General features: G+C 69.7%; 6 protein-coding genes, 1 tRNA gene and 1 rRNA gene. 1 reads left to right on the plus strand and 7 read right to left on the minus strand.

Features of this window, described 5'->3' with window-relative positions; genetic code table 11:
* Positions 1–84: 84 nt before the first annotated feature.
* From ACWD11_RS33485 to ACWD11_RS33500, 4 genes are all read right to left on the minus strand, one after another.
* Complete coding sequence (locus tag ACWD11_RS33485) at positions 85–921, minus strand: helix-turn-helix domain-containing protein (protein ID WP_451287646.1); 837 nt, start codon at positions 919–921, stop codon at positions 85–87.
* A 244-nt stretch (positions 922–1,165) separates the two neighbouring features.
* Positions 1,166–3,874 (minus strand): DNA translocase FtsK, encoded by a 2,709-nt coding sequence (locus ACWD11_RS33490; protein ID WP_451287648.1) that lies wholly within the window; start codon positions 3,872–3,874, stop codon positions 1,166–1,168.
* Between the two features lie 134 nt (positions 3,875–4,008).
* Positions 4,009–4,689 carry a response regulator gene (locus tag ACWD11_RS33495; RefSeq protein WP_389420956.1) on the minus strand — a complete coding sequence of 227 codons (681 nt, stop codon included), beginning with the start codon at positions 4,687–4,689 and terminating at the stop codon, positions 4,009–4,011.
* A gap of 331 nt (positions 4,690–5,020) precedes the next feature.
* Positions 5,021–10,429, minus strand: a complete 5,409-nt coding sequence (locus tag ACWD11_RS33500) for a HAMP domain-containing protein (protein WP_451287650.1) — start codon at positions 10,427–10,429, stop codon at positions 5,021–5,023.
* 436 nt (positions 10,430–10,865) lie between these two features.
* On the opposite strand from ACWD11_RS33500, the gene ACWD11_RS33505 reads away from it, so the two are divergent.
* The gene (locus ACWD11_RS33505; RefSeq protein WP_451287652.1) at positions 10,866–13,613 is read left to right on the plus strand and encodes a SpoIIE family protein phosphatase; all 2,748 of its coding nucleotides are present in this window, start codon (positions 10,866–10,868) and stop codon (positions 13,611–13,613) included.
* A 59-nt stretch (positions 13,614–13,672) separates the two neighbouring features.
* Here the strand turns inward: ACWD11_RS33505 and ACWD11_RS33510 are convergent.
* From ACWD11_RS33510 to rrf, 3 genes are all read right to left on the minus strand, one after another.
* Positions 13,673–13,745 (minus strand) — tRNA-Thr (locus ACWD11_RS33510).
* Positions 13,746–13,837: 92 nt separating this feature from the next.
* Positions 13,838–14,500 carry a DegT/DnrJ/EryC1/StrS family aminotransferase gene (locus tag ACWD11_RS33515; RefSeq protein ID WP_389421011.1) on the minus strand — a complete coding sequence of 221 codons (663 nt, stop codon included), beginning with the start codon at positions 14,498–14,500 and terminating at the stop codon, positions 13,838–13,840.
* 115 nt (positions 14,501–14,615) lie between these two features.
* Positions 14,616–14,705, minus strand: a 5S ribosomal RNA gene (rrf, locus tag ACWD11_RS33520); the annotation flags it as partial.

The following is a 14,705-nucleotide window of genomic DNA, read 5'->3' on the forward strand; positions in this document are numbered from 1 at the left end:
ACTCAAGACTACTTTGTCTCGCTGACACCCCACGTCGACGGGGTTGGCCGATCTTGGCCGACCCCGTCCTTTTGCGCGGTGTGCTCAGCCGGCCTGGGGGTCACCCTTGGTGTAGGTGAGGCGCTCCACGGCTCCCGGCTGCCACTTGTCGTCGATCTTCTTGCCGTTGACGTAGAGCTGGATGGCGCCCGCGTCCCCGAGGACGAGGTTGATCCGCTGGCTGTCCTGGAAGGTCTTGGACTCGCCCTGCTTGAGCAGGCCGTCGAAGAGGAGCCCGCCGGTGTGGTCCTTGGCGGAGATCCAGCTCTCGCCGTCGGCGGCGCTGACCCGGACCGTCACCTTGTCCTGGGGCGCGGCGGCGATGGCGCTGTCGGACGGCTCCGGCTTCGGGTCCTCGGGCTTCTCGGTCTTGGGCTTGGTGGTGGCGGAGGTGCCGGCCGAGGGCGTGGCACCCTCGGCGACCGCCGCCGAGCCGCCGTCGTCCTCGCCCTTGAACGCGGTGAAGCCGACGAAGCCGACCACGGCCACGATCGCGGCGACCATCGCCGCGGTCCAGTTCGGCCCCCGCCGCTCCGGCCGGATGCGTTCCGCCTCGAACAGCGGCGCCGCGGGGGTCGGCGCGGGCCGCCCGCCGTGGTCCGCGTCGTACTGGGCGAGCAGCGGGCCGGGGTCGAGGGCGACGGCCCTGGCCAGGGTCCTGATGTGGCCGCGGGCGTACACGTCCCCGCCGCACGGGGCGAAGTCGTCCGCCTCGATGGCGTGCACGATGGGCAGGCGGACCCGGGTGGCGTTGCTGACGTCGTCGACGGTCAGTCCGGCAGCGATACGCGCCTGCTGGAGAGCTCGGCCGACGGAGAGGCGGGCTTCGTCGGAAACGTCTTCGAACGGACGCTCGTCTTCAGGGGAGTTGCCGATGGACACGGGGGCGCCTTTCGAGCGTATAGCCACCTGTGCTGGAAGTTCAGTCTAGGGGGGGTATGAAAGCCTGGGGCAACCGGGCGGCGGCACTTTGTACGCCATCGGTATGGCCCGGCACACCGATGGTGGGGCAGCAGCGTTTCGCTTCCCTCAACTTGACGTACGTCGAAGGGAAACGGTTGCTCAATGATCCCTTACGGGTGAGTCACGATCCGACATCGACGGCCCGGCCCGCGGGGGACTCTTCTCAAGCCTCCCCGCGGATCTGCGCCAGCACGCCATCCAGCTCGTCAGGCTTCACAAGAACGTCACGTGCCTTGGAGCCCTCGCTCGGCCCGACGATGTTCCGCGACTCCATCAGGTCCATCAGCCGCCCGGCCTTGGCGAAGCCCACCCGGAGCTTGCGCTGGAGCATGGAGGTCGACCCGAACTGGGTGGAGACCACCAGTTCCGCCGCCTGGCAGAGCAGGTCGAGGTCGTCGCCGATGTCCTCGTCGATCTCCTTCTTCTGCTTGGTGCCCACGGTGACGTCGTCCCGGAAGACCGGCGCCATCTGGTCCTTGCAGTGCTGGACGACCGCCGCGACCTCTGCCTCGGTGACGAAGGCGCCCTGCATACGGGTGGGCTTGTTGGCGCCCATCGGAAGGAAGAGCCCGTCGCCCTTGCCAATGAGCTTCTCGGCACCGGGCTGGTCGAGGATGACCCGGGAGTCGGCGAGCGAGGAAGTGGCGAAAGCGAGCCGCGAGGGCACGTTCGCCTTGATCAGGCCGGTGACCACATCGACGGAGGGCCGCTGCGTGGCGAGCACCAGATGGATGCCGGCCGCACGGGCCAGCTGCGTGATCCGCACGATCGCGTCCTCGACGTCCCGCGGCGCGACCATCATCAGGTCGGCGAGCTCGTCGACGATCACCAGCAGATACGGGTACGGCTGGAGCTCGCGCTCACTGCCCTCCGGCGGCTTGACCTTGCCGTCCCTTATGGCCTGGTTGAAGTCGTCGATGTGCCGGAATCCGTACGCCGCCAGGTCGTCGTAGCGAAGATCCATCTCTCGTACGACCCACTGGAGCGCCTCGGCGGCCCGCTTGGGGTTGGTGATGATCGGCGTGATCAGGTGCGGGATGCCCTCATAGGCCGTCAGCTCGACCCGCTTGGGGTCGACGAGGACCATCCGGACGTCCTCGGGGGTCGCCCGGACCATGATCGAGGTGATCAGGCAGTTGATGCACGACGACTTACCGGAACCGGTGGCTCCGGCGACCAGGACGTGCGGCATCTTCGCGAGGTTGGCCATGACGTAGCCGCCCTCGACGTCCTTGCCGAGCGCCACCAGCATCGGGTGGTCGTCCTCCGCGGCGGCCGCGAGCCGCAGCACGTCACCGAGGTTGACCATCTCCCGGTCGGTGTTGGGGATCTCGATGCCCACCGCCGACTTGCCCGGGATCGGCGAGATGATCCGCACGTCCGGGCTGGCCACGGCGTACGCGATGTTCTTGGTCAGCGCGGTGATCCGCTCGACCTTCACCGCCGGGCCCAGCTCGACCTCGTAGCGGGTGACCGTCGGCCCGCGCGTGAAGCCGGTGACGGCGGCGTCGACCTTGAACTCGGTGAAGACGTTGGTGAGCGAGGCGACGACCGCGTCATTGGCGGCGCTGCGCGACTTGCCGGGCCCCCCGCGCGTGAGGAGGTCGAGCGAGGGCAGCGCGTAGGTGATGTCACCGGAGAGCTGGAGCTGCTCGGCGCGCGGGGGCAGGTCGGTGGGGGCCTCGGGCGCGGGCTTGGTGAGGTCGGCGACCTCGGTCTTCAGCTTCTCCTGCTTGGGCCGCGCGGACGGGACGGGCGTCGGTGTCGGTGCCGGCGTGGTCTGCTCGCGGTCGCCCGCGCTCACCCCCTGGGTGAGGTCGGCGACGACCGGCGAGGGCGGCATCCCGTGCAGGACGGCCCCGTCCAGCGCGGCGGCGGCAGCGGCGGCGACGTCCACCGCGTCCATGGGGCGGCTCATGTCGGGCTGGGGCACTGCGGACCGCCGGGGCCGCCCGCGACGCCGCGAGAGGGCCTCCTGTTCGGCGCCTTCGGGGTCGTAGGCCTCGGGCGACGGTCCGCGCCGCCGGGGGCGCGCGGGCAGCGCCTCGCGCCACTGGTCGTCGTAGCGCTCGTCGTCGTCGAAGAACTCCTCCGCCCGCGGATCGTCGACGATGCCGAGCCTGACCCCGAGCAGCCGCAGCCGCTGCGGGATGGCGTTGACCGGGGTGGCCGTGACGACCAGCAGCCCGAAGACGGTGAGCAGCACCAGCAGCGGTACGGCGAGGACCTCGCCCATCGTGAACGTCAGCGGAGTCGCCGCACTCCAGCCGATGAGGCCGCCGGCGTCCCTTATCGCCTGCATGCCGGCGCTGCGGGCGGGCGAGCCGCAGGCGATGTGCACCTGGCCGAGGACGCCGATGACCAGGGCGGACAGGCCGATCACGATCCTGCCGTTGGCCTCGGGCTGCTCCGGGTGCCGGATGAACCGTACGGCGATCACCGCGAGCAGGATCGGCACCAGCAGGTCCAGCCGGCCGAAGGCGCCGGTCACCAGCATCTCGACCAGCTCGCCGACGGGACCGCGCGACGTGGACCAGGTGCCCGCGGCGACGATCAGCCCGAGACCTAGTAGCAGCAGGGCGACGCCGTCCTTGCGGTGGGCCGGGTCGAGGTTCTTGGCGCCCTGCCCTATGCCGCGGAACACGGCGCCGACGGCGTGCGCGAGCCCGAGCCAGACGGCCCGCACCAGCCGGTAGATGCCCCCGGTGGGGCTGGGGGCCGGCCTGGGCGCGGGCTTCTTGGCGACGGCCTTCTTGGCGGGCGCCTTCTTCGCGGGGGCCTTGTTCGCGGCGGTCTTCTTCGCCGGGCCCTTCGCGGGAGCGGCAGCCCTCTTCGCGGGCTGCTTCTTGGCTGCGGAGGGACGTGAGGCCATAGGTGTGAGATTACCGGGGGAGACGACAGCGGACACGTGTGCCCACTGCTTCACCCGTTCGTGTCGCCGTGACGACGGCGCTGAACTGACGCATGTTCACAGAAAGGTCATCTCCAACGCGCCCCGGACGGGCGTCAGTTCTGCGAGGAAACCGAGGAGGTGTTCCCGGCGCCCGGCTCCAACGCGTCCAGCGCGCGCCGCAGTCCGGTGAGCTTGCGCTCCAGATGAGCCGCCGTGGCGACCGCCGCCGCGTCCGCCGACTCGTCGTCGAGCTGCTTGGACAGCGCCTCGGCCTGCTCCTCGACCGCCGCGAGCCGCGCCGACAGTTCGGCGAGCAGCCCCGCCGGTTCCTTCGTCTCGGCGCCCGGAGCCCGGCCGCTGCCCTCCAACTGGAGCCGCAGCAGCGCCGCCTGCTCCCTGAGCTGGCAGTTCTTCATGTACAGCTCGACGAAGACCGAGACCTTCGCCCGCAGCACCCACGGGTCGAACGGCTTGGAGATGTAGTCCACCGCACCGGCGGCATAGCCGCGGAAGGTGTGGTGGGGACCGTGATTGATCGCCGTGAGGAAGATGATCGGGATATCCCGGGTCCGCTCCCGGCGCTTGATGTGCGCCGCGGTCTCGAAACCGTCCATACCCGGCATCTGGACGTCCAGCAGAATGACCGCGAAGTCGTCCGTGAGCAGTGCTTTGAGCGCTTCCTCCCCGGACGATGCCCGCACCAGGGTCTGATCGAGCGCAGAGAGGATCGCCTCCAGCGCGAGCAGATTCTCCGGCCGGTCATCGACCAGGAGGATCTTGGCCTTCTGCACCATGGCCCGCCCTCCTCGCCCCGGCATGGGGCCTCCCCTGTCCGCAGGACTTGACGCGGCACCGGTAGGTGCCGCCCCAGGGGACGGCTCCCTTGCGCCGCCCGTCCTCGTGCCGGTCATGGTAGCCGCACCCCGCCTGTCGCCACACCCTGTCACCGTGATGTCACTGTGCACGTAGCAGAAACGTAGCGGGAGACCAGAAGGTTCCCCGAATCCCGTTCCTCTACACGACGTCGAGCACACTGAGTCAGCAACTCCGTGTGTCCACCGTACGTTCCCGACCTGCCCTTCTCCCGCCCGCGCACCGGGCCCGTACGCAGCCCGGCCGGTCCCGTCACGCCTCCCGCATCCACTGCTCCATCACCGACAGCAGGTGATCGGGGTCGACCGGCTTGGTGACGTAGTCGGAGGCGCCCGACTCGATCGCCTTCTCCCGGTCGCCCTTCATCGCCTTGGCGGTCAGCGCGATGATCGGCAGCCCGGCGAACTGCGGCATCCGGCGGATCGCCGTGGTCGTCGCGTACCCGTCCATCTCGGGCATCATGATGTCCATCAGCACGACCGCCACATCGTCGTGCTGCTCCAGCACCTCGATGCCCTCCCGGCCGTTCTCGGCGTACAGCACCGACAGGCCGTGCTGCTCCAGGACGCTGGTCAGCGCGAAGACGTTGCGGATGTCGTCGTCGACGATCAGCACCTTCTCCCCGCCGAACCGGATGCCCCGGCGCACCTGCGGCGCCGCCTGCTGCTCCAGCGTCGGCCACTGCTGCTCCTGCTGGAGCGGCCGCTGCTCCAGTTCGGGCGCGGACCTGTGGCGCCGGCGCCGGAAGAGCGCGGCGGCGCCGTTCTGCGTCTCCTGGTACGACTTCACCTCGGCCGGCGTCTCGATCTCCACGTCCGACAGCTCGGACGGATCCGCGGCCGACGCCACCAGGTCGCCGGCCTCCAGGGCGGGCATGGGCTGCTGGTGGTAGCCCTGCGGCGGCAGCTCGCTCGGGTGCAGCGGCAGGTACAGCGTGAAGGTGGAGCCGCGTCCCGGTTCGCTCTGCGCGTGGATCTCGCCGCCGAGGAGCTGCGCGATCTCCCGGGAGATCGACAGCCCCAGGCCCGTACCGCCGTACTTGCGGCTGGTCGTGCCGTCGGCCTGCTTGAACGCCTCGAAGATCACCCGCATCTTGCTGGCCGCGATGCCGATGCCGGTGTCGGTCACCGAGAAGGCGATCAGATCGGCGTCCGCGTCCCGCAGCGAACCCGCCTCCAGCAGCTGCTCCCGGATCGCCACCGGCACGTCCGCCCCGGCCGGCCGGATGACCAGCTCGACCGATCCGGAGTCGGTGAACTTCACCGCGTTGGAGAGCAGATTGCGCAGCACCTGCAGCAGCCGCTGCTCGTCGGTGTGCAGCGTGGCGGGCAGCTCCGGCGACACCCGCACCGACAGGTCCAGGCCCTTCTCCGCGGTCAGCGGGCGGAAGGTGGCCTCCACGTAGTCGACGAGCTGGACGAGCGCGATGCGCGTCGGGGAGACGTCCATCTTGCCCGCCTCGACCTTGGACAGGTCCAGGATGTCGTTGATCAGCTGGAGCAGGTCGGAACCGGCGCCGTGAATGGTCTCGGCGAACTCCACCTGCTTCGGGGAGAGGTTGCCCTCGGCGTTGTCGGCGAGCAGCTTGGCCAGGATCAGCAGCGAGTTGAGCGGGGTGCGCAGCTCGTGCGACATGTTGGCGAGGAACTCGCTCTTGTAGCGCATCGACACCGCGAGCTGCTCGGCACGCTCCTCCAGGACCTGCCGGGCCTCCTCGATCTCGGTGTTCTTCACCTCGATGTCACGGTTCTGCTGGGCCAGCAGCTCGGCCTTCTCCTCCAGTTCGGCGTTGGACGCCTGGAGGGCCTTCTGCCGGTTCTCCAACTCCGCCGACCGCTCCTGGAGTTGCTCGGTCAGCTCCTGGGACTGCTTCAGCAGCTGCTCGGTCTTGGTGTTGACGGAGATGGTGTTGACGCTGGTCGCGATCATCTCCGCGATCTGGTTCAGGAAGTCCTTCTGGATCTGCGTGAACGGCGTGAAGGAGGCCAGCTCGATCACGCCGAGCACCTGGCCCTCGAACAGCACCGGCAACACGATCACCTGGGCGGGCGGTGCCTCGCCGAGCCCGGAGGAGATCTTCAGATAGCCGCTGGGCGCGTTCTCCACCAGGATCGTGCGCTTCTCCTGGGCCGCCGTCCCCACCAGCGCCTCCCCCGGCCGGAACGAAGTCGGCATGGAGCCCATCGAGTAGCCGTACGAGCCGAGCATCCGCAGCTCGTACTGGTCCTCGTCGCTCTGGTGGGCGTCGGGCATCGCCAGGAAGAACGCGCCGTGCTGCGCGGACACCACCGGCGTCAGCTCGCTCATGATCAGCGAGGCCACGTCCTGAAGATCGCGGCGGCCCTGCATCAGCGCGGAGATCCGCGCGAGGTTGCCCTTGAGCCAGTCCTGCTCCTTGTTGGCGATCGTGGTGTCGCGCAGGTTGGCGATCATCTTGTTGATGTAGTCCTGGAGTTCCTGGATCTCGCCGGAGGCGTCCACGTCGATCTTCAGGTTCAGGTCACCACGGGTCACCGCGGTCGCCACGCGCGCGATGGCCCGCACCTGCCGGGTGAGGTTCCCGGCCATCTCGTTCACGGACTCGGTGAGGTCCCGCCAGGTGCCGTCGACGTCACGCACGCGTGCCTGGCCGCCCAGCTGTCCCTCGGTGCCCACCTCACGGGCGACGCGGGTAACCTCCTCGGCGAAGGAGGAGAGCTGGTCGACCATGGTGTTGATGGTCGTCTTGAGTTCGAGGATCTCGCCCCGCGCGTCGATGTCGATCTTCTTGGTCAGATCGCCCTTGGCGATGGCGGTGGTGACCATGGCGATGTTCCGCACCTGACCGGTGAGGTTGGACGCCATCTGGTTCACCGACTCGGTGAGGTCCTTCCAGGTACCGGCCACTCCCGGCACCCGCGCCTGGCCGCCCAGGATGCCGTCCGTGCCCACCTCGCGGGCCACCTTGGTGACCTGGTCGGCGAACGAACTCAGCGTCTTGACCATGGTGTTGAAGGTGTCCGCCAGCTGCGCGACCTCGCCGCGCGCCTCGATGGTCACCGTCCGGGTCAGGTCACCGTTGGCGACCGCCGCCGCGACCTGGGAGATGTTCCGCACCTGCATGGTCAGGTTCTTGGCCATCAGGTTGACGTTGTCGCTGAGGTCCTTCCAGATGCCGGTGACGCCCGGTACATGCGCCTGGCCGCCCAGGATGCCCTCGGTGCCCACCTCACGGGCCACCCGGGTCACCTGCTCGGCGAAGGAGGACAGCTGGTCCACCATCGTGTTGACGGTGGTGACGAGCTCCAGGATCTCGCCCTTGGCGTCCACGGTGATCTTCTTGGACAGATCGCCCTTGGCCACCGCGGTCGTGACCTCGGCGATGTTGCGCACCTGAATGGTCAGGTTGTTCGCCATGAAGTTCACGGACTGGGTGAGGTCCTTCCAGGTGCCGGAGACCCCCTGTACCTCGGCCTGCCCGCCGAGCTGGCCCTCCGTGCCCACCTCACGGGCGACCCTGGTGACCTCCTCCGCGAAGGAGGAGAGCTGGTCGACCATCGTGTTGAGGGTGTTCTTCAGCTCCAGGATCTCCCCGCGCGCGTCCACGGTGATCTTCTGGGACAGGTCACCCCGGGCCACCGCGGTGGCGACCTGCGCGATGTTGCGCACCTGGGCGGTGAGGTTGCCGGCCATGCCGTTCACGGAGTCGGTCAGATCACGCCACACACCGGCCACACCGGGCACCTGCGCCTGACCGCCCAGCCGCCCCTCGGTGCCCACCTCACGAGCCACCCGGGTCACCTGCTCGGCGAAGCCGGAGAGCTGGTCGACCATCGTGTTGATGGTGTTCTTCAGCTCCAGGATCTCCCCGCGCGCGTCCACGTCGATCTTCTGCGAGAGGTCCCCGCGCGCCACCGCCGTGGTCACCTGGGCGATCTGCCGCACCTGCGAGGTGAGGTTGCCGCCCATGAAGTTGACGGAGTCGGTGAGTTCCTTCCAGGTCCCGGACACCCCCGGCACGACCGCCTGACCGCCCAGGCGGCCCTCCGTGCCCACGTCCCGGGCCATCCGCGTCACCTGGTCGGCGAAGGCCGACAGCTGGTCCACCATCGTGTTCACGGTGTTCTTCAGCTGGAGCATCTCGCCGGAGACGTCCACGGTGACCTTCTGCGACAGATCGCCGTTGGCCACCGCCGTCGTCACCTGGGCGATGTTGCGGACCTGGCCGGTGAGGTTGCGGAACGCGGTGTTGACGGAGTCCGTCAGGTCCTTCCACGTGCCCGCCGCGCCCGGCACCTGCGCCTGCCCGCCCAGCTCGCCCTCGACACCGACCTCGCGCGCCACGCGCGTGACCTCGGAACCGAAGGAGGAGAGCTGGTCCACCATGCCGTTGACGGTGTTCTTCAGCTCCAGCATCTCGCCGGCCACGTCGACGGTGACCTTCTGGGAGAGATCGCCGTTGGCCACGGCCGTCGTCACCGCGGCGATGTCCCGCACCTGGATCGTCAGGTTCCGGAAGACCGTGTTGACGGAGTCCGTCAGGTCCTTCCACGTCCCCGCGGCACCCGGCACATTGGCCTGGCCGCCCAGCCGTCCCTCGGCGCCGACCTCGTTGGCCACGCGCGTGACCTCGTCCGCGAAGATCCGCAGCGTCTCGGTCATCTGGTTGATGGTGTCCGCGAGCTGCGCGACCTCACCGCGCGCCGACACGGTCACCTTCTGCGACAGATCACCGTTGGCGACCGCCGTGGTGACCTGTGAGATACCTCGCACCTGGGCCGTGAGGTTGCCGGCCATCAGGTTCACCGAATCGGTGAGGTCCTTCCACACACCGGCCACACCCGGGACCTGTGCCTGCCCGCCGAGCTCGCCCTCGGTACCCACCTCGCGCGCGACCCGGGTCACCTCGGAGGAGAACGACGACAGCTGGTCCACCATCGTGTTGACGGTGTTCTTCAGCTCCAGCATCTCGCCGGCCACATGGACCGTGACCTTCCGGGACAGATCGCCCTTGGCGACCGCCGTGGTCACCAGCGCGATGTCCCGCACCTGCGCGGTCAGCCGGTACGCCATCGTGTTGACGGAGTCGGTGAGGTCCTTCCACGAACCCGACATGCCCCGCACGCGTGCCTGTCCGCCCAGCTTGCCCTCGGTGCCCACCTCGCTGGCCACCCGCGTGACCTCGTCGGTGAACGTGGACAGCTGGTCGACCAGATTGTTGACGGTACGGCCGACCTTCAGGAACTCCCCGCGCAGCGGATGCGCGGTGCCGTCCGGGGCCTGCGTGCGCAGCTCCATCCGCGGCGACAGATCACCCTCGGCCACCGCGGACAGCACCCGGCCGACCTCGGAGACGGGCCGTACGAGGTCGTCGACCAGGGCGTTGGAGTTGTCGACGGCGGCCGCCCAGGAGCCCTCGCAGGCGCCCGTCTCCAGCCGCTCCGTGAGCTTGCCCTCGCGGCCCACCATGCGCCGTACCCGGGACAGCTCACCGGTCAGATGCAGATTGCGGTCGGCCACCTCGTTGAAGACGGCCGCGATCTCGGACATCACGCCGTCGCCGGAGACCGTGAGCCGCTTGCGGAAGTTGCCGTCCCGCATCGAGACGAGGGCCGCCAGCAGCCGGTTCAAGGAGGCTGTGTCCACCGTGGTGGTCCCACCGCGCGGTTTACGCTGGCTCATCAGGGGCTGTCCGCCTTTCGCGCGCGTCTTCGTGCCCCGCGTCGCTGCGCCAGACTCCACTGTGTCCCTCCCGCAGGGGTAGACCATCACTGCCGTGCTCCCGGTACTCCTGCTCGGCGTACCGGTTACTGCTGGGTATCTCCGCCGGATGCGACAGGCCGCACCACGGGCTGCTGCCCGCCGTGAGCGGACGCCACTCCGCCCGACCGGACCTTCACCTCAAGCTTGCCCAGTGTTTCACCCCGGCCGAACCCGGCCATAACAGTTCGGCAGCTTCGCACACCGTCCGCACACCCTCCGGGCGGAAACACTGCGGACCGGCATCCGCGTGGACGGCGAAGGTAAGTAACCTTGCATGCGGCTGTCCAGCCGCACCGGTCCGTCCGGCTCGGGCGGTGGCACGGAAACGAGCGGGCACGGAGGGGCGGCCGCACACATGACCACCGGACTGATCCCGGGGGAGCAGCCCTCGGAACCCCGGCCGACGGGCGGACTGCCGCATCAGCGGCAGGAGCCGGCCGGCCACGGAGCCCTGCATGTCGACAACCGGTCGAGGAGTTCAGTGATCACCGCGCGCGCGGCCGCCAGCTTCGAGCCCGTCGGGCGGTCGGTCGCGAGCGCCCGCTCCTTCGTCCGCGACACCCTCCAGGGCTGGGGCTTCGCCGACATCGTCGACGACGCGGTGGTCCTCACCAGCGAGCTGGTGACCAACGCCGTCGTGCACGCAGGCACCTCCGCCGACGTCCTGTGCCTGCGCGCCGACGACGGTGTCCGGATCGAGGTCGCCGACCACTACCCCGAGCGCGAGATCCCCCTCCAGGGCACGTCCGTCAGCATGGGCAACCCCGACCGGGAGGGCGGCCGCGGCCTCCAGCTCTGCGCGGCCCTGGCCGGCCGGTGGGGTGTCGAGTACACGCCCACGCACAAGCAGGTCTGGTTCCAGCTCGATCTTCCCGAACGCCCGGTGGGCACCCGGGCCGCGGGCCCCGCCCTCCCCACCGACCTCCTCCCGATCGCCGACGCCCGCGTCCGCGTCGCCGTCGTCCAGATCGACCGCACGGGCGCCATCTCGGCTTGGAACGAGGACGCCGAGGAACTCTTCGGCTACCCCGCCGAGCAGGTCACCGGCAAGCCCCTGACCGACCTCGCCGCCTGGCCGCACACCCCGGGCACCAGCACCGGCATCGCGGAAGCCCTGCAACTGTCCCGCTGGGAGGGCAGTTACGGCATCCGCGGCGCCAACGGCCGGGTCACCCCGGTCTACGCCTCCCATCTCCGGGTCCGCGACACCGGCGGCGAGCCCTCCACGGTCTGCCTCCTCGTCCGGGACCACGAACGCGCGGTCCTGCAGACGCCGTTGCGGATGCCGTCCTCCGACGCCGGCTCCGGGGAGGGCCAGAGCACCGACCCCTTCGAGGTGTTCATCGGCTCCCCGGCCCCGGACGATCTCGACGGCCTCCTGCAGCGCACGGTGGAGCGCGCCCGCGACATGCTCGACGGCGACTCCGCCTTCCTGCTCCTCGCGACCGACGACGAGACCGAGTTGGAGGTCCGCGCCTCCACCGGCCTGCCCTCCGCCCGCCAGCGCTTCGCCCGCGTGCCCGTCGAGGCGGGCCCCGGCCGCTACGGCTCCGCGCGCATGCCCGCCGTCCACGACGACCTGTCGGTCGTCCCCGGCGCCGTCCCGCTGCTCAGCGGCACCGGCATGCGCTCGGTCGTGACGGTCCCCCTGAAGGTCGAGGGCCGCCTCACCGGCTCCCTCGGCGTCGCGGCGGAGGCCCCTGGCAGATACTCCAACGAAGAGGCGCTACGGCTCCAATTCGCCGCCGACCGCATCGCGTTGGCCGTCGAATCGGCCCGCCTCGGCGAACTGGAGCGCCTGCGCCGGGGCTCGCTGAGCTTCCTCGTCGAGGCCTCCGACCTGCTCGCCGGCACCCTGGACCGCGACCAGACCCTCGCCCTGATGGCCCAGATGACGGTCCCGACGCTGGCCACGTGGTGCGCGGTCTACACGATCGCCGACCAGGCCTCCGAGCCGTACCTCTCGTACGTCCTGCACGAGGACGAGGAACTCATCGACGGCATCAAGTCGTTGCTCTCGAAGATCGCCCCGCCCGACCCGGTCCCCACTCCCGGCGCCCGGATCTGGTCCGCTCCCGCGGAGGCCGCCCACCAGGCCGCCCTGCGCACCTCCATGCGCAGCCTGGGCCTCGGCGAGCAGCTCCCCCGCGCGAGCTCCGGCATCGGTCCGACGCTCGCCACGGCCTCGGCGGTCGGCGGCGAGACCGTCGTACTGCCCCTGGTGGCCCGCAACCGCGTGATCGGCATGCTGACCCTCGGCAAGCCGACCGACGAGCATTTCCGCCAGGAGATCCTGGAGCTGGCCGAGGATCTCTCCCGCCGAGCCGCCCTGGCCCTGGACAACGCCCGCCTGTACTCGGAGCGCACGGCCATCAGCCAGGCCCTCCAGCGCAGCCTCCTGCCGCCCGAACTCCCCCAGATCGACGGCGTGGAGGTCGAGGTCATCTACCGCGCGGCCGGCGAGGGCAACGAGGTCGGCGGCGACTTCTACGACCTCTTCCCGATCAGCGACGGCGCCTACGGCTTCGCCATCGGCGACGTCTGCGGTACGGGCCCGAACGCGGCGGCGGTCACGGGCCTCGCCCGCCACGCCCTGCGCCTCCTGGCCCGCGAGGGCCTCAGCGGCCCGGCGGTCCTGGAGCGCCTCAACTCCGCGATCCTGGACGAGGGCGCCCGAAGCCGCTTCCTGACCCTCCTCTACGGCGAACTGCGGCCGCAGGAGGACGGCAGCGCGGAGTTGAAGGTGGTCTGCGCCGGCCACCCCCTCCCGCTCCGCCTGCGCCAGGACGGCACGGTCGAACCGGCCGCCGAACCCCAGCCGCTGCTGGGCGTGATGGAGGACCTGGAGCTCTACGAGCAGACCGTCACGCTCGACCCCGGCGACGTCCTGCTGTGCGTCACGGACGGCGTCACCGAGCGCCGCGAGGGAACCCGCATGCTCGGCGACGACGGCCTCAGCGACGTCCTGACGACCTGCACGGGCCTGACGGCAGGCGCGGTCGCCGCCCGCATCATGCGCGCCGTGGAGCGCTTCGCCTCGGACGCCCCGTCCGACGACATGGCGATCCTCGCGATGCGCGTCCCGGGCCTCCACACGGACTGAGCGTCCAGGGGATACGAGAAAGGCCCCCGCCTATAAGGGCGGAGGCCTTTTTCTGTCGGAGCCCCCAAACGGAATCGAACCGTTGACCTTCTCCTTACCATGGAGACGCTCTACCGACTGAGCTATAGGGGCCTGTTGCCTTCGAGGTCTCCCTCGCGGCAACGAGCTAAATCATACCCTGAATTCGCGCATGCTTCGAACCGCCCACCCTGGGGCTCGAATTCTCAGACGGCGGGCTGGAGCAACCCGCCCAGCGCGTTGCACGCGGAGACGATCCGCTGCATGTCCCGCTTGGTCAGCGCGGCGTCCACGGGCAGTGTGAGCGTCTCGTCGGCGGCACGTTCGGTCTCCGGCAACGACACGCACCGCCGGAACTCTGGCAGCCGGTGCACGGGCGTCTTCACCGGCACCTTGCAGTCCACCCCCCGGGCACGCACGGCGCGCGCGAAGGCATCCCGGTCGGGCCGCCCGTTCCCGGGCACGCGCACGACGTACTGCTGATAGGTGTGCCCGTCACCCCCGTCGGGCGTGCACACGCCTTTCAGCTTCGCGTCCAGATAGGCGGCCCGCTGCCGACGCTGAGCGATCTCGTCGTACGGCGCCTCGGACTCGCCCTGCTCCAGCACGAGCAGCCCGTGCCGCTGCCCCACCCCGTGCAGCCGGGCGATGTCGGCGAACCGCCCGAAGCGGTGCACGACCACCACGGCCGCGGTCCGTGCGGTCACGACCGCCTCGACGGCGGAGGCGTCCAGGCAGTACGTGACCGGATCTATGTCGGCGAACACCGGAAGCGCCCCGGCCAGGACCACGGCCTCGGCCACCTCGGCGTTCCCGAAGGCCGGTACGACGACCTCGTCACCGACTCCGACGCCGGCGGCCCTGAGCATTGCAGCAGTACCCATGCTCGGGATGGTGGTTCCGCAACGTGAACTTCAAGTGACGCACAGCAAAAAAGGGTTGGACCCCGAACCGAAGTTCAGGGTCCAACCCTTTTCAAAATTTGTTCGGCGGTGTCCTACTCTCCCACAGGGTCCCCCCTGCAGTACCATCGGCGCTGTAAGGCTTAGCTTCCGGGTTCGGAATGTAACCGGG

Source organism: Streptomyces sp. NPDC002776, from assembly GCF_053592195.1.

Excerpts from the sequence above, each read along its gene's own strand:
- ACWD11_RS33495 (WP_389420956.1), bottom strand. The coding sequence starts at position 4,689 with ATGGTGCAGAAGGCCAAGATCCTCCTGGTCGATGACCGGCCGGAGAAT.
- ACWD11_RS33515 (WP_389421011.1), bottom strand. The coding sequence starts at position 14,500 with ATGCTCAGGGCCGCCGGCGTCGGAGTCGGTGACGAGGTCGTCGTACCG.
- ACWD11_RS33505 (WP_451287652.1), top strand. The coding sequence starts at position 10,866 with ATGACCACCGGACTGATCCCGGGGGAGCAGCCCTCGGAACCCCGGCCG.
- ACWD11_RS33500 (WP_451287650.1), bottom strand. The coding sequence starts at position 10,429 with ATGAGCCAGCGTAAACCGCGCGGTGGGACCACCACGGTGGACACAGCC.
- ACWD11_RS33490 (WP_451287648.1), bottom strand. The coding sequence starts at position 3,874 with ATGGCCTCACGTCCCTCCGCAGCCAAGAAGCAGCCCGCGAAGAGGGCT.